The sequence below is a fragment of the Microbulbifer maximicatervae (SeqCode) genome (genome assembly GCF_052466985.1).
On record NZ_CP174298.1, the window covers coordinates 3,187,416 to 3,208,701 of the forward strand.

Below are 21,286 nucleotides of genomic sequence, written 5' to 3' on the forward strand. Positions count from 1 at the left end.
CAACCCGGGCTCCACCCGGGGCAATAAACTATTTAAACAATCAATTAATCTATCAAGTGTTATGAAATACCGTCAGTGCTGCATTGCACCATCGGTAAATATTGTATTTTTATCCAGTAGGATACAATAGCGGCTCAGTGTTAGTAAGCGCTACCTTCACGCTCTCTCGCGCAAACCCCACCACAGCAACATCCATAGCAGCAGCACCGCCAAACCCAGAGCAGCAACTGCGGAAGCGCCCCCCAGACCGAACAGCAGGCCACCCAGGCTACCGCCGACAAAAGTGCCAAAGAACTGTAAAGTCGCATAGAGCCCCGTAGCTGCACCTCTCGCTTCCGCCGGAGCCTTCCTGGTTAGCTGCGCCGGCAGCAGGGCTTCAAGCAGGTTGAAACCGGTGAAGAACACTGCCAGCAAGACTACCAGCATCCAGGTGCTTACAGACAACAAGGCCGCACTGCCACCGATCAAAGCTAAACAAGCAAAATTAAGCGCAAAAGGCACCCGATCACTTTTCTCTGCCGTCCTCATCATTGGCAACATCAGCAGGAAGGTGCCGAGCATGAGTGGTCCATACAATTTCCAGTGCTCGCTCGCCGGCCAATCCAATCTATCGACTAGCACCAATGGCAGGGCGACGAACAATGCAGTGAGCAACAAGTGGGAGAAAAAGGCCCCAGAAACCAAGCGCCAAACAAGACCGCTTTTAACTACCGTACGAAAACCACTACCATAAACTGCCGGCCGCTTAGCCGCCTCCGGAGTTGGCACCAAGCGCCAAACCAATAATCCACCCAGCAGTGCTAATCCAGCAGTGACCCAGAAAATTGCCGGCAAGCCGCCCACACCGGCCAGCGCCGGCCCCAGGATCACCGCCAGCATAAATGCGACGCCAATAGACGCTCCGATAATCGCCATCGCAATACCGCGCTTTTCATCGCGGGTTAAGTCGGCAACCAGCGCCATCACCGCAGCGGCAATAGCACCACAACCTTGCAGTACCCGCCCCACAATAAGGCCGTAAACCGAATCTGTCAGCGCAGCGATGACACTGCCCAGGGCAAACAGTGCAAGGCCGGTATAAATAACCGGCTTGCGCCCCCAACGATCGGACAGGAGCCCCAGAGGAATTTGGAGTATCGCCTGACTCAGGCCATAGGCACCCATTGCCAGCCCCAGCAGCATGGGCGTGCTATCGCGATAGCCCTCGCCGTACACAGTGAGAACCGGCAAGACCATAAACAGGCCCAGCATACGAAAGACATACAGGGAAGCCAGCCCACCCAGGGCGCGGCGCTCAATGGAATTCATGCAAATCCCGGAACAGCATCAAATAGGGCGCGCATTGTACAGTGAGCCGCCTCCCGGCTGTAGGGGAAACAGCACAACTTTTATCCACAACTAGTTACGACCGTACTCATCATCGAGGCGGACAATGTCATCCTCTCCGAGATAACTGCCGGATTGCACCTCGATCAGCTCCAAGGGAATCGTACCGGGGTTCTCCAAACGGTGGACCACCCCCAGGGGGATATAAGTCGATTGGTTCTCGGTGATCAGGACCTCTTCTTCACCCCGGGTAACCTTCGCAGTTCCCTGCACCACAACCCAGTGTTCAGCGCGGTGGTGATGCATCTGCAGGGATAGCTGCTGACCCGGCTTCACCACAATACGCTTCACTTGAAAGCGTGGACCCGCATCAATCGAGTCGTAGTAGCCCCAGGGCCTATATACCTTGCGGTGCCTTTGGGCCTCACTGCGGCCAGTGCTCTTGAGGTTACTGACCAGTTTTTTGACTTCCTGGACCCGTTGCCGGTCAGCGATCAGAAGCGCATCGTCAGTATCGACAACAACCAGGTCGGATACACCGAGAAGGCTGACCAAGCGGCTCTCACCACGCACCAGGCAGCGCTGGGAGTCTTCTAGCAACACATCACCCTGAAGCAAATTGTCATTGGCATCACGTTTTGCTAACTCCCATAGCCCCTGCCAGGAGCCCACATCGCTCCAACCCGCATCCATAGGTACAACTGCCGCGGATTCCGTCGGCTCCATTACTGCATAATCCACAGACTCATCTGCGCAGGCTGCAAAAGCCTCTCTATCCACCCGGGTAAAATCCAGATCCCTCGCGGCACTCTTATAGGCACTGCGGCAGGCTGTGAGAATATCTGCACGGTACCGCTCCAACTCCTCCAGATAGCGGGAGGCGCGGAACAGGAACATGCCACTGTTCCAGGAGTAATCCCCGGAGGCCAGGTAAGCTTCAGCGGTTTCAGTGTCCGGCTTTTCGACGAACTCCGCCACTTTCCAAGCAGTTTCCGCCAATTTATCCCCGCGCCGAATGTAGCCGTAGCCGGTCTCCGCCCGGGTCGGCACAATGCCAAAAGTGACCAGATGCCCCTGCTCAGCCAGGGCTCGGGCCGACTCTACAGACTCCTGAAAATTTGCCTCGTCGGAAACGGCGTGGTCTGCCGGTAATACCAGCAGTAAAGGGTCAGCTCCTGACTCCAGTGCTGCCAGGGCAGCCAGGGCAATAGCCGGTGCAGTATTGCGCGCGCAGGGCTCCAGTAAAATGGACTGGGCTCCGTGGCCGATTTCCTGCAATTGCTCGGCGGCGGCAAAACGATGCTCTTCGTTGCATACCAGGATCGGCGCCTGTAATGGCTCAATGCCCTCCAGGCGCCTTACGGTTGCCTGTAACATCGTTTCACCACCGATAAGGGGTAGGAACTGTTTAGGGTAGGCCTCGCGAGAGAGTGGCCACAGGCGCGAGCCGGTGCCACCACAGAGAATCACAGGAATCATCGAATGCTATCTGCCTGAATGTCGGGTATTGCGAAAGACAATTTTCGCACATCAGGTGGCGAGTTTATACTTGACTGTTTTTCCGGCACCGCAGTTGTGATCGCCCCGCGCGGAGCAAGTCCGAGGCCCGGCCCAGTATTAGCAGCATATAGGTAGAGCGTGGACACGATTTATGTAAGGGGTGCTCGCACCCACAACCTGAAGAATATCGACCTGGACATTCCCCGCGATAAACTGATCGTTATCACCGGCCTGTCCGGTTCCGGCAAATCTTCCCTGGCCTTTGACACCCTTTACGCAGAGGGACAGCGCCGCTACGTGGAATCACTCTCCACCTACGCCCGTCAATTCCTGTCGATGATGGAAAAGCCGGATGTGGATACCGTCGAGGGGCTATCACCGGCTATTTCAATCGAGCAGAAGTCCACCTCACACAACCCCCGCTCCACTGTGGGCACCATCACAGAGATCTATGACTACCTGCGGCTGCTATTTGCCCGGGTTGGAGAACCCCGCTGCCCCGAGCACGACGAACCCCTGCAAGCCCAGACGATCAGCCAGATGGTGGATCAGGTACTGGCTTTACCGGAAGGCAGCAAAATTATGTTGCTGGCGCCGGTAGTTCGCGATCGAAAAGGTGAGCACCAGCACGTGTTTGAACAATTGCGCCGGGACGGATTTGTGCGGGCACGGATCGACGGGGTTATCTGCGACCTGGACGACACCCCCAAGCTGGATAAGCGCCGCAAGCACACCATTGAGGTGGTGGTAGACCGCTTTAAGGTGCGTGAGGACCTGCAACTGCGTTTGGCGGAGTCCTTCGAAACTGCCCTGAATCTCACCGACGGTATCGCCTCCATCAGTTTTATGGATGGAGACCAGGAAGATCGCCTCTTCTCTGCCCGCCACGCCTGCCCCGTCTGTGATTACTCACTGGATGAGCTGGAACCGCGCCTGTTCTCCTTCAACAACCCCGCGGGTGCCTGCCCCAGCTGTGACGGCCTGGGCGTCAAACAGTTCTTCGATGAAGACAAGGTAATTATCGATTCGGAAAGCAGTATTTCCGAGGGCGCCATTCGCGGTTGGGACAGACGCAACATTTACTATTACCACATGCTCGACTCCCTCGCCGAGCACTACGGTTTCGATCTGGATAAGCCCTGGAAAAAATTACGCAAAGCCCACCGCAAGGTTATCCTGCAGGGCAGTGGCGACGAAGAGATAGACTTCAGCTACGTCAATGATCGCGGCGATGTCACCGTGCGCCAGCACACCTTCGAGGGCATTATCCCCAACTTCCAACGCCGCTATCGGGATACCGAGTCCCAATCGGTACGGGAGGAGTTAGCCAAGTATCTGAGTACCCAAAAGTGCCCAGAGTGCCACGGTACCCGCCTGCGCCGCGAGGCCCGTCATGTCTTTGTGGATAACCGCACCCTGGCGCAAATTACTGAGCTGCCTGTAGGCGATGCGTTCGAGTATTTCGACCATGAGCTGGCTTTTAAAGGCGCTCAGAAAGAGATTGCCGATAAGATTCTCAAAGAGCTCCGCGATCGATTCCGCTTCCTCGTCGATGTCGGCCTGAATTACCTGACCCTAAACCGCAGTGCAGAAACCCTCTCCGGCGGCGAAGCGCAGCGCATTCGCCTCGCCAGCCAGATCGGCGCCGGCCTCGTGGGCGTAATGTATATTCTCGACGAGCCCTCTATCGGCCTACACCAGCGAGACAACGAGCGCCTGCTCAACACCCTCACCCACCTGCGCGATATCGGCAACACGGTTATTGTGGTGGAGCACGATGAGGATGCCATTCGCAGTGCCGACTTTATTGTCGATATTGGCCCCGGTGCCGGTGTCCATGGTGGAGAAGTCGTGGCAGCGGGTACAGCCGATAAAATTGCCAAATGCAAAAAATCCCTAACCGGTCAGTACCTCTCCGGCAAAAAGAAAATTGCCGTACCGGAAGAACGCTACGTACCCGACTCGGACTATTTGTTGCGCCTCGAAGGGGCCAGTGGAAATAATTTACAGGACGTCGATCTGGAGATCCCAGTAGGATTATTTACCTGTGTAACCGGTGTATCGGGCTCTGGTAAGTCCACCCTGATTAATACAACACTCTATCCACTTGCCGCCACTGCACTTAACAAAGCAACAACTCTTAAGGCCTCTCCCTATAAAGAAGTACACGGTCTGGAGCACTTCGACAAATGCGTGGATATTGATCAGAGTCCTATCGGGCGCACTCCTCGCTCAAACCCAGCAACTTATACCGGTATTTTTACCCCAATTCGCGACTTGTTTGCCGGCACCCAGGAAGCCCGCTCAAGAGGCTATAAACCTGGACGCTTCAGCTTTAACGTCAAGGGTGGGCGCTGCGAGGCCTGCCAGGGCGACGGGGTGATTAAGGTAGAAATGCACTTTTTGCCGGATGTCTATGTACCCTGTGATACCTGCCACGGCAAGCGCTACAACCGCGAGACCCTGGAGGTACACTACAAGGGCAAGAATATCCACGAAGTATTAGAAATGACCGTGGAAGATGCACGGGAATTCTTTGACCCTGTGCCCGCAATCGCGAAGAAGTTGCAAACCCTAATGGATGTCGGCCTCTCATATATCAAGCTGGGCCAGGCTGCCACCACTCTCTCAGGTGGTGAAGCCCAACGGGTAAAACTCTCCCGCGAGCTATCCAAACGAGACACTGGGCAAACCCTGTACATCCTCGACGAACCGACTACCGGCCTGCACTTTGCCGATATCCAATTACTGCTGGATGTTCTGCATCGCCTACGCGATCACGGCAATACCATCGTAGTGATCGAACACAACCTGGACGTGATCAAAACTGCAGACTGGATTGTAGACCTTGGCCCGGAGGGTGGCTCTGGCGGCGGGCAAATTATTGCCACCGGGACACCTGAGGATGTTGCGGAAATGGACATTTCCCATACCGGACGTTTTCTAAAAACCATGCTGAACTGATTGAACAAGAAAGGATGCTGAACTATCAATCGGCATCCTTTCTTATCAACTCACTTGAAAATAACAATTAGATAGGTGCGACAAGATATGAAGTTATTCAATCGCGACCGCTTAAATTTAGTGATCGCGGTAAGTGCAATTATGATTTCTCTGGCATCCTTCTACGCCACCTACTTGCAAGCCAGAGCTGCCAATCAACAAGTCAAAATAATGACAATGCCGGTTATCCAGTTCAGCCATGGAAACTATGATGAGAAGAGAAATCAGAATAGGATCACTTTTAATTTTCACAATGCTGGAGCTGGCCCAGCCATCCTAAAATCCGTTAGTTTTAAATATAGAAATGTAGAATACTCAAGCACCCATGATTTTTTGCAAGCCTGCTGTCAGGAGGAGCATAAAATGATGAAAAATAAATTTAATAGAAACCATAGAAATCACCACCCACCCCTTGATGAAGGCTTTCAAAGCTCTTCAGAAATAAATGAAGTTATCATTCCCGCACAATCTGAGTATCCTTTCTATTCTTTAAGTCGTGGCACTGCAACTTCTGAACTATGGGAAAAAGTTAATACGGAAAGATGGGAACTTTCGGTTTCCGCCTGCTTCTGCTCACCGCTGGGAAATTGCTATGAGTCAAATTCAAAGAAAATTTCAATGGAAGTCAGCCAGTGCCCTGACAATTAACCACTTTAATAGGCAGATTCTTAGCGTTAAAACCCATTCAAAATATATTACAGGCAGGATGCCACAGTGAACATTGATATCAACTGCGATCTGGGTGAAGGTGCTGATTTACACAGCTGTGACAGGGACGCCCAAATCATGCCGTTTATTTCCCGTTGCAATATAGCTTGCGGCGGTCACGCTGGCACTCCCGAGATCATGGGTAGATCAATCGAAAACGCCCTAAAAAACAGCTTAAAAATCGGCGCGCACCCCAGCTACCCCGACAGGGAAAATTTTGGCCGCAAATCTCTAGTTATTCCTCAAAATAAATTGCTCGACTCTCTTTGCACACAAGTAAACCAACTAGAAAATATCGCGCGCAGCCTAGGAGCAACTTTAGACCATATTAAACTACACGGCGCTCTCTACAATGATACAGAGTCAAACAGAGAACTCGCTAAAAGCATTATTACCCTACTCGACAAAGAATATCCTTCACTGAAAATTATTGGGTTAGCCAACGCTGCCATGCAGTTCGCTGCTGCCAAACAAAATAAAACATTTATTCGCGAAGGATTTATGGACAGGCAGTACCTCAGCAATAACCAACTAACTCCACGCTCAATGGCGGGCGCTGTTATTGCTGAGACAGAACAGTGCTTAGAGCAAGCTATCTGCTTGGCAAAGGGTTTAGAATTTAACGATTATCATGGTGAAAAATTACAATTCTCTGTGGATACCATCTGCCTCCACGGCGATAATCCCCAAGCGCCCATTATCGCCAGACAACTTAATCAACATCTCAATGCAAACGGCGTGAGTATAGCTCGGTGACACACCCTGCCCCCCATATACCACTAGCTATTACCATTAACGGAGATTGTGCAGTAGATATCCGCTTTTCCGGCAAACCATGCAAAGCTCTTAGCCGGACAATTATCGGTTTGAGAGCGGCTCTATTAAATGAAGTTCATCCAGGTATCATTGATATCATTCCTGCATACCAGTGCTTAACTGTTATTTTCAATCCTTCCCTATGGGATCACAAAACCTTATACCAATTACTCACTAAAACTACCGAGGACTTTCTAAACAACCCTGCCCCCTTCACCAGTAGACCACGCATAGTGCGTATTCCCGTATGCTACGAAGAAGGCTTTTCTCCAGACCTTGAGGCATTATCAGAACATACCAAATTATCGTCACAGGAAATCATCAAACGACATACCGCACAACGTTACTTAGTGCATATGTTGGGCTTTACTCCAGGCTTCTTATACCTTGGCGGACTTGACCCAAAGCTATATTGCCCCAGAAAAGAAACTCCCCGAACCAGAATTCCCGCAGGCGCTGTCGGGATAGGTGGAGAACAAACAGGCATCTACCCACAAGCTACACCGGGGGGATGGCAAATTATTGGCCAGACACCCCTTAGTCTTTTTCAACCTGCGGAACCCTCCCCATTTATCGCTGCACCTTTAGATGAAATTGAATTTTATGCAATAGATTCTCAGCAATTTCATATACTCTCGCAGAGTACTAAAAGTAGTTCACCCTAAAAAGGAGGGTCTATGGGTATTCACTTTCTTCGAGCAGGGCTACAGACAAGTATTCAGGACCTGGGTCGTCCAGGCATGATGCACTGTGGAATTCCATGGGGAGGTGCTGCCGACCCACTATCGATGAAAATAGCCAACCTGTTATTAGGAAACCCGTTAGGGCACCCAACCTTTGAGATCACCCTGCTCGGTCCTAGAATCGAATTCCTCTGCAATCTCACTATCGCTATAGCCGGAGGCCAATTCAGAGGCTCCTTAAATAACGAGTCAATTGATAATTTCCGAACCTATAGGGTTAAGCCTGGTGATATTTTGGATATAGCTCAAGCTATTTCCGGTGCAAGAACCTACCTTGCGATTTCTGCCAAGATAGACGCACCCAATATCTTAGGTAGCTCTGCAACTCACGTTATAAGTAAATTTGGCGCAAATAGTGGCAAACCGATCACATCTAACGAAGTCATCCACTTTAAAGAAGTCCACACCGCAAAAGAATCTGTACTAAATAAAAGGTTTCACCTTCACTACTCACATAATTCAAAGCTACGACTAGTGGCTGGACCAGAGAGCAATTTATTTTCCAAGAAATTTATTGAACACTTTTACGGCTCAACCTATCTGGTTTCTACCCAAAGCAATCGTATGGGCATTCGTCTATCCACTAAAAACAATTCTACAATTCATAAAATTACAAACGGAAAGCCACAACTATCATCAGCAGGACTCTATCCCGGCAGCATTCAAGTACCACCCGATGCCAATCCTATTATTTCCTTTATTGAGGGACAGACTATTGGCGGGTACCCCCGAATAGGCCATATTATAAAATCGGAACTTCATCGCCTGGGTCAGCTAGCCCCAAAAAACAAAATCACATTTCAAGAAATAAGCATTGAAGAATCGCGTGAAATTTTCAAAAAGAAACAAGACCTAATTAAAAAACTCCAACAGAGCCTAAATCTTAATCACAGGGAGGCACTATCCCTTTAATACAAGCATAAACATTATCAGATACAGAACTATTTAATGCTCAAAAATAACAGCATAAAGTAGAGAATAAAAATTACGCCAAAATAGACAAAATAATTTTATTAAAAATTTAAATGGAATATTTTTGGACAAAAAAGAAAAAATATTACAGAAATTCTGTGACCGGCAAGTTTCCCCTCATATCTTTCTAGACCAAAACATCATTATTAACTAACCTCATTGGGTTTTACCCAAACAGCGATTTGGACTAGCGTGCAAGTTGATTATCTATAGGGAGCAAATAAATCTCCAAACAATTATTGCAGGATCAACAAAGCACATTCCAAAGAGAAAACACACAATACCTTAAGGGGATTAATAATGATAAAAATTCTCCGTGGTTTTATTTCAATACTCTTAGCGAGTTCTCTACTTATCACAGCGCATGCAAATGCAGAACCGGGTGATTACAACTTCTGGACTACCCTAAAGCATTTGTTTGATCCACCCAATGCCGATGCGCCAGTCACCTCACAGCAAGCTGAAGGGATGTATCCACTAACTATGGATGATCCCAGTTTTAATGATGATTTTGATCCTGGCGACTACAACACCTGGCAAAAAATTGATGTACCTACCAGTACAGGTGCCATGTGTGGGAATGGATCACCCTATAAGTTCTTTGTTCACCGTGTTCCAGATACCAGTAACACCATTTTCTATTTCGAGGGTGGTGGGGCATGCTGGGACTATGAAAGCTGCTCAGGACAAGCTGGTATTCGCGGGGCTCGCAACCCCAATGGCATTCCCGATGATTACCTAAGCAATGTGCACTTGTTAGATTTTACAAATTTCGAGAATCTTACTACCGCTGGCGTATCCCCTTTGATTTATACACATCATCCCTACGACCAGTATAAAACTGGCGAGTGGAATATGGTTTACGTGCCGTATTGCACTGGGGATATCTACGTAGGCGATAAAACTGAAATATACGAGGACACTACTGGCGAGAACCCCGACCTTATCTGGCACCACAATGGATTACGCAACGTTCAGGCAGTTACTTCCTGGGTGAAAAATAATTTGCAAAAACCGAAGCAGATGCTCGCTGCGGGTTGTAGTGCAGGCAGTATTGGTGCTCTGTTTAATTATTCGAAGTTGCGCGAGGATATGAATGTCGACTATGGCTATCTCCTCGATGATTCAGGCCCTCTCTATCAGGCACCTTTAGACGGGAGTGACAGCACCCAATATCCCTCTTTACCGCTACATAAAGAAGTGCTGCGTTCTTGGACTACCTATACCGCCGATAGCGATGAAAGCTCGGAAAATCCCATCACTATGTTAAAAGCCATAACACCGGGATTCGAAGCCAATCAGCTAGCCTCACTTTATGCTGCGCTTTCCAATAAATTCCCCTCAGATCGACTGGGTATTACGCACTTTCTTGCTGACGGGAATTTTTCATCGTACTCCTACGAGAGATTTTATGAGGATATTTATAATGATCCCGATGCAGACTCCCGTTTAAATAAATTGCGACAGCGCTGGCAGAAAGATACCCATGAAAATTTGATTCCACTGCTGGATCAAACAAGTAACTGGGGCTATTACTTCCCGATGTTCCGCAACTTGAACGAGAGCCACTGCACAACCATTATCGATTTAAACTATGGTGAGATTGCCGAGCACGGGCTTGAATTAAAAGATTTCCTCGACAACATCGTCAATCATAACGGTGGAGGAATGATTCGGGCATACGAAACCGATGAGGTTTCAGATTATGAGGACAATAGTAACTGGTTTTATGATCTGATCGGCTTGTTTATGTAATTAAAATGCCCCCAGCGCTGCCGGTAACTAGCTGGCAGCGCTGAATGATAGAAAGCCTAACTGCCATATACCGCCTCACGGGCGTCCTGAAGGCGTTTACGTAAGTATTCATGTCTACTCATACCATCGGGAAAGGACCTCATCTGCTGAACTTCCTCAACGATCGAGCGCTCAAGATCCTTATAGGTGGAAAAGCCCGGAACCTCGACATGAGGGTCGTAATCCCTGATCACCGTTTGCGCTTTATCCCGATAAATATTAAATAGCTCTTCAGCTCTTTGGGTGAACTCTGCCTGGTTAAGGCTATTTTTTTCCAGCCAGGCCAACTTCATTGAAAGCGCTTCATAGCCTGTAATACGCGATTCCCGCTCTATTTTTTCAATTGCATCCCAGGCCTCTTCACCAGAGAGATTGCCCAGGTCTGCAAAGTAGTCCTTGAGCGCCTGCTTAACATTCTCACGGTCCAGATAAGCCTGAACCCGAGGATGATTTAATAACTCTTCGACCTCCGCATGTTCCAGCTGGGACCAGGGTATGCTGTCAGAAATATTCTTTACTAATTCACTATCATCTTTTAGCGGCTCTATCATCTGGCGCACCTTGGCCACACTTGAGCGCACATCAATATCGTAGTGATCAACCCCTACAACGGCGAGCGTTACTGCTCCGGCAAGCAAAATCAGCTTTTTCATAATTAGTTACCGAGCAAATTAGAAATTATGTATTTGTCTGTCGGTAACTATCTAAGCAGAGAATTGGGAGAGCATGAAAGAAAATAACGCCCTCACCAATGAATAAAGTGCCAATATCTTACAGACTGATTAGCTAGCCAACCCAGTTAACAGCTTGCTCATCGTCTTTTTTTCCTACACAGGGCTCATCCTTGGTCTTCGGCGCCACATAGCCTACCTGTTGCTCCCGCGGAAGGTTTGCGGACTCCCAATTGGAAACCGCTTCTGCGCAAAGGCTGCGTTGCTCAGGGGATAGCGCAACACCATTAGGCCATTTTCCAAGTTCAATGGCCCGCTTTAAGCTGCCCACAATCTCGGGATTCAAACTCTTTAACAGTTGCTCAAAAGACATACAAAAATCTCCTTATGGCAAAAAAAAGGCCGGTCAAAGACCGGCCTTCCGTAGCGCTATGGCTAATAACGCTTAAGCTTCAGCAGCTTCGTCTTCTACTTGAGGACGGTCTACCAGCTCAACGTATGCCATCGGCGCCTTATCACCAGCGCGGAAACCACACTTCATGATACGGATGTAACCACCAGGACGGGCTTCGTAACGAGGACCCAGCTCGTCGAACAGCTTACGCACAGCATCCTTATCACGGATACGAGCGAAAGCCAGACGGCGGTTAGCAACACTGTCTTTCTTAGCCAGAGTGATCAGCGGCTCGGCAACGCGGCGCAGTTCTTTGGCTTTGGCCAGTGTGGTTTTGATCAGTTCGTGCTCCACCAGAGAGGCGCTCATGTTCTTGAACATGGCCTTGCGGTGAGCGCTCGTGCGGCTGAATTTACGGCCACTATAGCGATGACGCATGACTCAATTCCTTACGACCTAAGTTGCTGTCACAGCAGGTCGTTCTGGAGCGGTGTCGCGCTAAGCTGTAGCACCGCTCGGGTTCTTTCTACTAATCACGACACCGTCGCGACTACCAAATGCTTACAGGGGGCTTAACTTGCTGTCGCCTTTCAGGCTGGCCGGCGGCCAGTTTTCCAGGCGCATACCCAGGGACAAACCACGGGAAGCCAGTACGTCCTTGATTTCAGTCAGAGACTTCTTACCAAGATTCGGCGTCTTCAGCAGTTCTACTTCAGTGCGCTGAATCAGATCACCGATGTAGTAAATGTTCTCTGCCTTCAGACAGTTCGCCGAACGTACAGTCAACTCCAGGTCGTCTACCGGGCGCAGTAGTACCGGATCAACTTCAGGCTCTTCAGCCTTCGGCTGTGCATCCTTCTCGCCTTCCAGGTCCACAAATACTGCGAGCTGTTGCTGCAGAATAGTGGCGGCGCGACGAATAGCCTCTTCCGGGTCCAGGGTACCGTTGGTCTCCAGATCCAGAACCAGCTTATCCAGGTCAGTGCGCTGCTCTACACGCGCGCTTTCCACGCTGTAGGAAACACGACGCACTGGGCTGTATGAAGCATCCAGCTGCAGACGGCCAATTGCACGGCTTTCCTCTTCTTCGCCACGACGAGCATCGGCGGGCTGGTAGCCACGGCCGCGCGCTACAGTGAGACGCAGGTTGAGCTCGACATCACCAGTAATATTGGCGATCACGTGCTCAGGATTAACGATCTCGATGTCGTGATCTACCTGGATATCTCCAGCAGTCACCGCACCTGGGCCCTTTTTGCTCAGGCTCAATACCGCCTGATCCTTACCGTGCATAACAACGGCGATTTCTTTCAGGTTGAGCAGGATTTCAATTACATCTTCCTGCACACCTTCGATCGCGCTGTACTCGTGCTCGACACCTTCGATTTCCACCTCGGTGACGGCGCAGCCCGGCATGGAGGACAGCAGGATGCGACGCAGCGCATTGCCAAGAGTGTGGCCAAAGCCACGCTCCAGGGGCTCCAAAATCACTTTGGCGTGATTCGGATTGTACTCGGTGACGTCAATACGACGCGGTGTCAAAAACTCGTTGACAGCAGTCTGCATAGCCATACCTGTTTACAGTTGCATTCCTTAAAGTGGACTTATTGTTACTTGGAGTACAGTTCCACGATAAGGTTTTCGTTGATCTCTGCCGGCAGATCGACACGATCCGGAGTGCGCTTGAAAGTGCCTTCCAGTTTGCTCGCGTTTACGTCTACCCACTCGACATCGCCACGCTGGGCAGCGAGGGAAACGGAATTCTGGATACGCAGCTGCTTCTTGGCTTTCTCACGTACAGCGATAACGTCGCCTTCTTTAACCTGGAAAGAAGGGATGTTAACGGTAGTGCCGTTTACAAGAATCGCTTTGTGGGAAACCAGCTGACGCGCTTCAGAGCGAGTTGAGCCGAAGCCCATGCGGTAAACCACGTTGTCCAGACGCTGCTCGAGAAGTTGCAGCAGGTTTTCACCTGTAGCGCCCTTCAGACGTGCTGCTTCCTTATAGTAGTTACGGAACTGCTTTTCCAGTACGCCGTAGATACGACGAACTTTTTGCTTTTCACGCAGCTGAATACCGTAGTCGGACAGACGACCACGACCAGCGCCGTGCTGACCGGGTTTGGATTCTGCGCGACACTTGGAGTCGTGCGGACGAACACCACTCTTCAGCTGCAGGTCAGTCCCTTCACGACGGGACAGTTTACATTTTGGTCCAATATAACGTGCCATTTTGTCAGCCCCCTCTTACACGCGACGCTTTTTAGGTGGACGACATCCGTTATGCGGGATAGGCGTCACGTCGGTGATGTTGGTGATCTTGTAGCCGCAGTTGTTCAGTGCACGAACGGCAGATTCGCGACCGGGGCCAGGGCCCTTAACTTCTACGTCGAGGTTTTTCAGGCCGTATTCCTGAGCTGCAGTACCTGCGCGCTCAGCGGCAACCTGGGCTGCAAACGGGGTGCTCTTACGCGAGCCACGGAAGCCAGATCCACCTGCGGTGGCCCAGCTGAGGGTATTACCCTGGCGATCAGTGATCGTCACGATCGTGTTGTTGAACGATGCGTGGATGTGGGCAATACCGTCGACAACGGTCTTTTTGACCTTTTTGCGAACAGTAGTTTTTGGCTTAGCCATACCAGTATCCTAAATCCTGTATCAAATCCCCTCGGCGATTAGCCGGACGGGGCATCTTGAACCGCGATTTCGCGCCTTTTAGTTAAGGCTTACTTGCGAATCGGCTTGCGCGGACCCTTACGGGTGCGAGCATTGGTCTTGGTGCGCTGACCACGCAGCGGCAAGCTGCGACGGTGACGCAGACCGCGATAACAACCCAGGTCCATCAAACGCTTGATGTTCATGGATATTTCACGGCGCAGGTCGCCTTCCACGGTCAGTTTTGCAACTTCACCACGGATGGTTTCGATCTGCTCTTCAGACAGTTCGCGGATTTTGGTGGATTCAGCGATACCAACCGCTGCCAAAATAGACTTAGCCGTAGTGCGACCAACCCCATAAATGTGGGTCAGGGAGATTACGGCGTGCTTGTGGTCTGGTACATTGACACCAGCAATACGTGCCATAGAGGCGTACTCCACGTATTGGAGTCACTGCTTTATATTAAGTATGTGACTCTACTTTGATTTCGGCGCTGACAGCGACTAAAAAACCGGCGGCGCCACCAAAAAGGCGCGCAAGAATAGCTTTTCAGACACTAATTTGCAATAGCCAACGTCCGCATCGGTCCCCCGAAGCGGATGAAGACGACAGTCAACGCCCCCAGTTGGAAGTTTGCTGTTGCTAACTTCCCACCCCAAAAAACTTCCCGGGGTGTTGCCATTCGATACGGGGCTGTATCGAGTAGCGAATTTTTCCAGCTTTTACAGAGGCGCCCTGTGGGCGCTCTCCGCAAGGGGCTGACCCCTTCTTAGCCTTGACGCTGCTTGTGACGTGGCTCAGCGCTGCAGATTACCCGCAGAACACCCTTGCGACGCACGATTTTGCAGTTACGGCAGATCTTTTTTACAGAAGCGCGTACTTTCATGACCTTACCTCAATTCAATCAAACTGCGAGCAGGCGACGCCCTAGCGACGACCGTAGCTTTGCAGGTTAGATTTTTTCATCAAACCCTCGTACTGGTGCGACAGCAGATGCGATTGTACCTGTGCCATAAAGTCCATCACTACGACTACAACGATCAGCAGTGAGGTACCCCCCAGATAGAAGGGAACGTTAAACCCAACCACCAGGAACTGCGGCAGCAGGGATACCAGTGCGATGTATACAGCACCCACCAGAGTGAGGCGAGTCAGCACGCTATCGATATAGCGGGCCGTCTGCTCTCCAGGGCGAATGCCTGGCACATAAGCACCGGACTTTTTCAGGTTATCCGCAACTTCATTCGGGTTGAACATCAACGCCGTGTAGAAGAAACAGAAGAAACCAATCAACAGTGCGAACAGAATAATGTTCAGCGGTTGCCCTGGTCCAAGCTGCAACGCCATCCACTGCAGGATCTCTGCACCGAGACCTTCCCCGCCCTGACCAAACCACTGTGCCAGTGTGGCCGGGAACAACAGGATACTGCTGGCAAAGATTACCGGAATTACACCGGCCATATTTACCTTCAGCGGCAAGTGGCTCGCCTGTGCAGCTGGAGCCGCAGAGTAGCGTCCCGCTTGGCGCCTGGCGTGGTTGATCGTAATGCGGCGCTGGCCGCGTTCCATAACAACCACAAAGAACACTACGGCAAGAGCGATGACGCCAATCATCAACAGCATGAGTATGTGCAGCTCACCCTGTCTCGCCTGTTCAAATGCCTGGCCGATGGCACCGGGTAAACCGGCGACGATACCGGCAAAAATCAGCATGGAAATGCCGTTGCCAACACCGCGCTCAGTGATCTGCTCACCGAGCCACATCATAAATACAGCACCAGTCACCAGTGACGTTACCGCCACAAAGTAAAAACCAAACGCGGGCTCAGATGAGTAAGCCAGGTTCTGCCCTGCCAGGCCGAAAGTCATACCGATCCCCTGAATCAGGGCCAGTATTACTGTCAGATAGCGGGTGTACTGGTTGATCTTACGTCTTCCGGCCTCCCCTTCCTTCTTCAACGCTTCCAGAGAGGGAGTCACCGCGCTCATCAACTGCATGATGATGGACGCGGAGATGTAGGGCATGATGCCCAGCGCCAGAATACTCATCCTTTCCAGGGCGCCGCCTGAAAACATGTTAAACAGGCCAAGGATGGTTCCCTGGTTCTGGTTAAACAGGTTTGACAGCTTTTCCGGATCAATGCCGGGCACCGGAATATGTGTCCCCAGTCGATAAACAAGAATCGCTAGAAACAGAAAACGAAGGCGAGCCCAAAGCTCGCCCAATCCCTTGCTGTTGCCCAGGGGATTTCCACCGGATCCTGGTCGTGCCATTGGCGCCTCGATTAGTCTTCTATTTTACCGCCAGCAGCTTCAATCGCTGCCTTTGCACCTTTGGTAACTCCCAGACCCTTAACGGTAACAGCTTTGGTCAGCTCACCTGAGAGGAACACTTTGGCGCGTTTAATATGGCTGCCGATAATATCGGCATTCTTAAGCGCTGCCAAATCGATTACGTCATTTTCTACCTTCGCCAGCTCAGCCAGACGTACTTCTGCGGTAAAGCGAGAAACACGAGCGGTGAAACCGTACTTAGGAAGACGCTTCTGCAAAGGCATCTGACCGCCTTCGAAGCCCGGACGAACACTGCCGCCGGAACGCGCTTTCTGACCTTTGTGGCCGCGGCCACCAGTCTTACCAATTCCGCTACCAATACCGCGACCAACGCGCTTGGCGCTGTGCTTGTGGCCTGGTGCTGGAGACAAGTCGTTCAAACGCATGTTATTCCCCCTCAACCTTAACCAGGTAGTTTACTTTGTTGATCATACCGCGCACGGAGGGAGTATCCTCCACTTCCACTGTGTGGCCGATGCGGCGCAGGCCCAGACCCGCAACGCACGCCTGATGACTTTTCAGGCGTCCGTTGATGCTTTTGGTCTGGGTCACTTTTATGGTCTTTTTAGCCATGGTCTTAACCCACCAATAACCTTAAATCCGAGCTGTAATTAGCCCAGAATCTCTTCGACAGATTTACCGCGCTTGGCAGCTACATCTTCCGGGCTCTGCATTTGCTCCAGAGCTTTGAAAGTTGCACGTACTACGTTCACCGGGTTGGTGGAGCCGTAACACTTAGCCAATACGTTGTGTACACCAGCCATTTCCAGAACGGAGCGCATAGCACCGCCGGCAATTACACCGGTACCCTGGGAAGCGGGCTGCATGTAAATCTTGGAACCGCCGTGGCGACCATTGGTAGCGTACTGGATGGTGTCACCATTCAGGTCTACCTGGATCATGTTGCGGCGTGCAGATTCCATCGCCTTTTGAATCGCTACAGGCACTTCACGTGCCTTGCCACGACCAAAGCCAACACGGCCATTGCCATCACCAACTACGGTCAGTGCGGTAAAGGCGAAGATACGACCACCTTTAACAGTCTTGGCAACGCGGTTGACCTGGACCAGCTTCTCCTGCAGGCCTTCGTCGTTGCTTTTGTCTTTCTCTCTAGCCATAACTCAACCCTTAGAATTTCAGACCGGCTTCGCGGGCAGCGTCAGCCAGAGCCTTAACACGGCCATGGTATCTGAAGCCGCTACGATCGAAGGCAACTTGTTCAACGCCAGCGGCTTTCGCGCGCTCAGCGATCAGTTTGCCAACTGCGGCAGCAGCGTCAGCGTTGCCAGTTTTACCAGAGCGCAGGTCCTTGTCCAGGGTAGAGGCGGAAGCCAATACCGCGCTGCCTTCGGCAGACAGGATCTGTGCGTAAATGTGGCGCGGGGTGCGGTTCACGGTGAGGCGAACGGCGCCCAGCTCACGGATCTTGGCGCGGGCACGACGTGCACGACGCAAGCGAGATGCTTTCTTAACGTTCATATCTATGCCCTACTTACTTCTTCTTGGCCTCTTTGCGATACACGCGCTCGTCGGCATAACGGACACCCTTACCTTTGTAGGGCTCCGGAGGACGGAACGAGCGGATCTCAGCGGCCACTTGGCCCAGCAGCTGTTTATTGCTGCTCTTCAGTACGATTTCAGTCTGGGATGGAGTTTCCGCAGTCACACCTTCCGGCAACTGATAATCGATCGGATGGGAGAAGCCCAGGGTCAGGTTAACCGCTTTACCGGCTGCTTTCGCACGATAACCAACACCCAGCAACTGCAGCTTCTTCTCGAAGCCCTTGCTTACGCCTATCACCATGTTATTGACCAAAGCACGGGTGGTACCCGCCAAGGCTCTGGCCTGCTTGGAGTTATTGCGCGCGGCAAAAGTCAGCTGGCTTTCAGCCTCGCTCACTTCTACATCACCGTGAATAACCATATCCAGGTTACCGCTACCGCCTTTAACAGCGATATTTTGACCTTTCAGGTCTACGGTTACACCTGCGGGGATAACTACCGGACTATTTGCTACTCGAGACATTGCAACCCCCGCTTAGAATACGGTGCAAAGCACTTCGCCACCGATACCAGCCTGACGTGCAGCGCGGTCAGTCATCACACCATTAGAGGTGGAAACGATCGCGACACCCAGGCCACCACGTACGGTAGGCAGAGCTTTTTTACCAGTGTAAGCGCGCAGGCCCGGACGGGAAACGCGATTGAGCTCGGCAATAACCGGCTTGCCCTGGAAGTATTTCAGAGCAATGGTCAGTTCCGGCTTAGCGCCTTCGCTTACGTTTAAATCAGTAACGTAACCTTCGTCTTTCAGGACTTTGGCCACTGCTACTTTCAGTTTGGATGATGGCAGGGTGACTTCCGCCTTTCCGCGCGCCAGGGCATTGCGGATGCGAGTCAGCATATCTGCCAACGGATCTTGCATACTCATCTTATGAGACTCCTCAAATCTGCCTTAAACCAGCTGGTAATTACCAGCTGGACTTCACGAGGCCAGGAACATCACCACGCATCGCAGCTTCACGAAGCTTGTTACGGCACAGGCCGAACTTGCGGTATACAGCGTGGGGGCGACCAGTAATACGACAGCGGCGTTGCTGACGTACCGGGCTTGCATCGCGCGGCATTTTCTGCAGCTTGAGTTGAGCCTCCCACTGCTCCTCTTCGGAAGCAGTGGAACTGGCGATGATCGCCTTCAGCTCTTGACGCTTCTCGGCGTACTTAGCTGCGGTTCGAGCGCGCTTGTTTTCGCGCGCAATCATGGATTTCTTCGCCATGGAATCCTCTTAACCCTTGAAAGGGAAGTTGAACGCTTTCAGCAGCGCACGACCTTGATCGTCGTTTGCAGCTGTAGTGGTAATACAAATATCCAGACCGCGGAGCTTGTCTACTTTGTCGTAGTCAATTTCCGGGAAGATGATTTGCTCAGTCACGCCCATAGAGAAGTTACCGCGGCCGTCGAACTGCTTCGGGCTAATGCCACGGAAGTCGCGGATACGCGGAATCGCGATGTCAACCAAACGCTCCAGGAACTCATACATGCGCTCACCGCGCAGAGTTACCTTGCAGCCGATCGGCCAACCGTCACGAATCTTAAAGCCCGCAATAGACTTGCGCGCTTTAGTAACGATGGGCTTTTGACCAGTAATTGCTGTCATATCGTTGACAGCGTGCTCCAGCACCTTCTTATCACCAATCGCTTCACCAACACCCATGTTGATGGTGATCTTGGTGATGCGCGGCACTGCCATCACATTCTCGAGACCAAGCTCTTCTTTTAGCTTGGCCACGAGGTCCTTAGTGTAGAGCTCTTTAAGCTTTGCCATGATCTACCAACCTGCTTTTGCGTCAAGAGCCTTAGATGGCTTCGCCGCTGGATTTGAAGACGCGAATCTTAGTGCCGTCTTCCAGTACTTTAAAGCCCACCCGGTCAGCCTTCTGGGTGTTAGGGTTGAAGATGGCTACGTTGGAAGCTTGGATAGCAGCTTCTTTCTCAACGATGCCACCTGCAATACCCATCTGTGGGTTTGGCTTTTGGTGCTTTTTGATCATCTGTATGCCGGAGACAATCAGACGACCGTCGTTCAGTACTTTACGTACTGAACCACGTTTGCCCTTGTCACGACCGGCGATAACGATCACTTCGTCGTCACGCTTGATCTTGCGCATAACTCTTCTCCGCTCGAGGCCTAGATAACTTCGGGAGCGAGGGAGATGATCTTCATGAACTTCTCACCGCGCAATTCGCGAGTTACCGGACCAAAAATACGGGTGCCAACCGGCGCCAGTTGCTGGTTCAGCAGCACCGCTGCGTTATCGTCAAATTTAATCAGGGAACCGTCCGCGCGACGCACACCTTTTTTGGTGCGAACCACAACGGCGTTCATTACCTGACCTTTCTTCACTTTACCGCGGGGGATGGCTTCCTTAACGGTTACCTTGATAATGTCGCCCACGCCGGCATAACGACGATGGGAGCCGCCCAGCACCTTGATGCACATGACGCGGCGAGCCCCACTGTTGTCAGCTACTTCTAAGTAGGATTCCGCTTGAATCATTGTCTCTCTCCGAAACCTTTCAATTCGGCAGTCAATGCGCTAGGGGTTATACCTTCGCCGCACGCTCTACAATTTTCTGCAAAGCCCAAGATTTGCTCTTGGACAGAGGACGAGATTCCTCGATGGTTACAACATCACCGATGCTGCAATCATTGTTCTCATCATGTGCCTTGAGCTTTGTGGACTTGTTTACAATTTTGCCGTAGATCGGGTGCTTAACACGGCGCTCGATCAAAACGGTGATGGTTTTATCCATCTTGTCACTCACAACCTTGCCGGTCAGAGTACGCTTCAGTTTTGCTTCAGCCAT

The 21,286-nt window shown here is 51.3% G+C and carries 28 protein-coding genes; 6 read left to right on the top strand and 22 right to left on the bottom strand.

Annotation, left to right across the window (positions count from 1 at the left end):
• Positions 1 to 156 precede the first annotated feature (156 nt).
• Both ACJJI3_RS14080 and ACJJI3_RS14085 read right to left on the bottom strand, forming a co-directional pair.
• Positions 157 to 1,308, bottom strand: a complete 1,152-nt coding sequence (locus tag ACJJI3_RS14080) for an MFS transporter (protein ID WP_444940088.1) — start codon at positions 1,306 to 1,308, stop codon at positions 157 to 159.
• Positions 1,309 to 1,398: 90 nt separating this feature from the next.
• Positions 1,399 to 2,805: a mannose-1-phosphate guanylyltransferase/mannose-6-phosphate isomerase gene (locus ACJJI3_RS14085; RefSeq protein ID WP_282934378.1), complete on the bottom strand. Its 1,407-nt coding sequence runs from the start codon at positions 2,803 to 2,805 to the stop codon at positions 1,399 to 1,401.
• A gap of 159 nt (positions 2,806 to 2,964) precedes the next feature.
• Between ACJJI3_RS14085 and uvrA the strand changes: the two genes are divergently transcribed.
• From uvrA to ACJJI3_RS14115, 6 genes are all read left to right on the top strand, one after another.
• Complete coding sequence (gene uvrA, locus ACJJI3_RS14090) at positions 2,965 to 5,790, top strand: excinuclease ABC subunit UvrA (protein ID WP_444918924.1); 2,826 nt, start codon at positions 2,965 to 2,967, stop codon at positions 5,788 to 5,790.
• An 87-nt stretch (positions 5,791 to 5,877) separates the two neighbouring features.
• Positions 5,878 to 6,477 (top strand): hypothetical protein, encoded by a 600-nt coding sequence (locus ACJJI3_RS14095; RefSeq protein WP_444940089.1) that lies wholly within the window; start codon positions 5,878 to 5,880, stop codon positions 6,475 to 6,477.
• 66 nt (positions 6,478 to 6,543) lie between these two features.
• Entirely contained in the window at positions 6,544 to 7,293 is a 750-nt protein-coding gene (gene pxpA, locus ACJJI3_RS14100) for a 5-oxoprolinase subunit PxpA (protein ID WP_444918922.1), read from the top strand.
• Positions 7,290 to 8,018 carry a 5-oxoprolinase subunit PxpB gene (gene pxpB, locus ACJJI3_RS14105; RefSeq protein ID WP_282934382.1) on the top strand — a complete coding sequence of 243 codons (729 nt, stop codon included), beginning with the start codon at positions 7,290 to 7,292 and terminating at the stop codon, positions 8,016 to 8,018. The genes pxpA and pxpB overlap by 4 nt, the downstream gene beginning before the upstream one ends.
• Positions 8,019 to 8,030: 12 nt before the next feature.
• Positions 8,031 to 9,008, top strand: a complete 978-nt coding sequence (locus ACJJI3_RS14110) for a 5-oxoprolinase subunit C family protein (RefSeq protein ID WP_444918921.1) — start codon at positions 8,031 to 8,033, stop codon at positions 9,006 to 9,008.
• A 360-nt stretch (positions 9,009 to 9,368) separates the two neighbouring features.
• The gene (locus ACJJI3_RS14115) at positions 9,369 to 10,823 is read left to right on the top strand and encodes a pectin acetylesterase-family hydrolase (RefSeq protein ID WP_413664286.1); all 1,455 of its coding nucleotides are present in this window, start codon (positions 9,369 to 9,371) and stop codon (positions 10,821 to 10,823) included.
• A gap of 56 nt (positions 10,824 to 10,879) precedes the next feature.
• On the opposite strand, the gene ACJJI3_RS14120 is transcribed toward ACJJI3_RS14115, so the two are convergent.
• The 20 genes from ACJJI3_RS14120 to rpsQ form a co-directional block, all read right to left on the bottom strand.
• A complete protein-coding gene (locus ACJJI3_RS14120; protein WP_444940090.1) occupies positions 10,880 to 11,515 on the bottom strand; it encodes a hypothetical protein in 636 nt (211 codons plus the stop codon).
• A gap of 133 nt (positions 11,516 to 11,648) precedes the next feature.
• Positions 11,649 to 11,906 (bottom strand): YeaC family protein, encoded by a 258-nt coding sequence (locus ACJJI3_RS14125; protein WP_413664284.1) that lies wholly within the window; start codon positions 11,904 to 11,906, stop codon positions 11,649 to 11,651.
• Positions 11,907 to 11,978: 72 nt separating this feature from the next.
• On the bottom strand, positions 11,979 to 12,365 hold the full coding sequence (rplQ, locus tag ACJJI3_RS14130; protein WP_108731671.1) for a 50S ribosomal protein L17: 387 nt from the start codon (positions 12,363 to 12,365) through the stop codon (positions 11,979 to 11,981).
• Positions 12,366 to 12,488: 123 nt separating this feature from the next.
• On the bottom strand, positions 12,489 to 13,493 hold the full coding sequence (locus ACJJI3_RS14135) for a DNA-directed RNA polymerase subunit alpha (protein ID WP_282934387.1): 1,005 nt from the start codon (positions 13,491 to 13,493) through the stop codon (positions 12,489 to 12,491).
• Between the two features lie 44 nt (positions 13,494 to 13,537).
• The gene (gene rpsD, locus ACJJI3_RS14140; RefSeq protein ID WP_108731669.1) at positions 13,538 to 14,158 is read right to left on the bottom strand and encodes a 30S ribosomal protein S4; all 621 of its coding nucleotides are present in this window, start codon (positions 14,156 to 14,158) and stop codon (positions 13,538 to 13,540) included.
• Positions 14,159 to 14,173: 15 nt separating this feature from the next.
• A complete protein-coding gene (gene rpsK, locus ACJJI3_RS14145) occupies positions 14,174 to 14,563 on the bottom strand; it encodes a 30S ribosomal protein S11 (RefSeq protein ID WP_020411406.1) in 390 nt (129 codons plus the stop codon).
• Between the two features lie 89 nt (positions 14,564 to 14,652).
• On the bottom strand, positions 14,653 to 15,009 hold the full coding sequence (gene rpsM / locus ACJJI3_RS14150) for a 30S ribosomal protein S13 (protein ID WP_282934388.1): 357 nt from the start codon (positions 15,007 to 15,009) through the stop codon (positions 14,653 to 14,655).
• 344 nt (positions 15,010 to 15,353) lie between these two features.
• Positions 15,354 to 15,470, bottom strand: coding sequence for a 50S ribosomal protein L36 (gene rpmJ / locus ACJJI3_RS14155; RefSeq protein WP_010133825.1), 117 nt, complete (start codon positions 15,468 to 15,470; stop codon positions 15,354 to 15,356).
• Between the two features lie 41 nt (positions 15,471 to 15,511).
• On the bottom strand, positions 15,512 to 16,858 hold the full coding sequence (gene secY, locus ACJJI3_RS14160; RefSeq protein ID WP_282934389.1) for a preprotein translocase subunit SecY: 1,347 nt from the start codon (positions 16,856 to 16,858) through the stop codon (positions 15,512 to 15,514).
• Positions 16,859 to 16,869: 11 nt separating this feature from the next.
• Complete coding sequence (gene rplO, locus ACJJI3_RS14165) at positions 16,870 to 17,304, bottom strand: 50S ribosomal protein L15 (protein ID WP_282934390.1); 435 nt, start codon at positions 17,302 to 17,304, stop codon at positions 16,870 to 16,872.
• A 1-nt stretch (position 17,305) separates the two neighbouring features.
• Positions 17,306 to 17,491, bottom strand: a complete 186-nt coding sequence (rpmD, locus tag ACJJI3_RS14170; RefSeq protein WP_020411402.1) for a 50S ribosomal protein L30 — start codon at positions 17,489 to 17,491, stop codon at positions 17,306 to 17,308.
• A gap of 38 nt (positions 17,492 to 17,529) precedes the next feature.
• A complete protein-coding gene (gene rpsE, locus ACJJI3_RS14175; protein ID WP_282934391.1) occupies positions 17,530 to 18,036 on the bottom strand; it encodes a 30S ribosomal protein S5 in 507 nt (168 codons plus the stop codon).
• Positions 18,037 to 18,046: 10 nt separating this feature from the next.
• Positions 18,047 to 18,397, bottom strand: a complete 351-nt coding sequence (gene rplR / locus ACJJI3_RS14180; protein ID WP_282934392.1) for a 50S ribosomal protein L18 — start codon at positions 18,395 to 18,397, stop codon at positions 18,047 to 18,049.
• A 13-nt stretch (positions 18,398 to 18,410) separates the two neighbouring features.
• A complete protein-coding gene (gene rplF / locus ACJJI3_RS14185; RefSeq protein ID WP_282934393.1) occupies positions 18,411 to 18,944 on the bottom strand; it encodes a 50S ribosomal protein L6 in 534 nt (177 codons plus the stop codon).
• 12 nt (positions 18,945 to 18,956) lie between these two features.
• On the bottom strand, positions 18,957 to 19,349 hold the full coding sequence (rpsH, locus tag ACJJI3_RS14190) for a 30S ribosomal protein S8 (RefSeq protein ID WP_282934394.1): 393 nt from the start codon (positions 19,347 to 19,349) through the stop codon (positions 18,957 to 18,959).
• A gap of 40 nt (positions 19,350 to 19,389) precedes the next feature.
• A complete protein-coding gene (gene rpsN / locus ACJJI3_RS14195) occupies positions 19,390 to 19,695 on the bottom strand; it encodes a 30S ribosomal protein S14 (RefSeq protein ID WP_020411397.1) in 306 nt (101 codons plus the stop codon).
• 9 nt (positions 19,696 to 19,704) lie between these two features.
• Positions 19,705 to 20,244: a 50S ribosomal protein L5 gene (gene rplE / locus ACJJI3_RS14200; protein WP_020411396.1), complete on the bottom strand. Its 540-nt coding sequence runs from the start codon at positions 20,242 to 20,244 to the stop codon at positions 19,705 to 19,707.
• Positions 20,245 to 20,275: 31 nt separating this feature from the next.
• Positions 20,276 to 20,587: a 50S ribosomal protein L24 gene (gene rplX / locus ACJJI3_RS14205; RefSeq protein ID WP_108731661.1), complete on the bottom strand. Its 312-nt coding sequence runs from the start codon at positions 20,585 to 20,587 to the stop codon at positions 20,276 to 20,278.
• 20 nt (positions 20,588 to 20,607) lie between these two features.
• The gene (gene rplN / locus ACJJI3_RS14210) at positions 20,608 to 20,976 is read right to left on the bottom strand and encodes a 50S ribosomal protein L14 (RefSeq protein WP_067151032.1); all 369 of its coding nucleotides are present in this window, start codon (positions 20,974 to 20,976) and stop codon (positions 20,608 to 20,610) included.
• A gap of 46 nt (positions 20,977 to 21,022) precedes the next feature.
• The gene (gene rpsQ, locus ACJJI3_RS14215; protein WP_108731660.1) at positions 21,023 to 21,286 is read right to left on the bottom strand and encodes a 30S ribosomal protein S17; all 264 of its coding nucleotides are present in this window, start codon (positions 21,284 to 21,286) and stop codon (positions 21,023 to 21,025) included.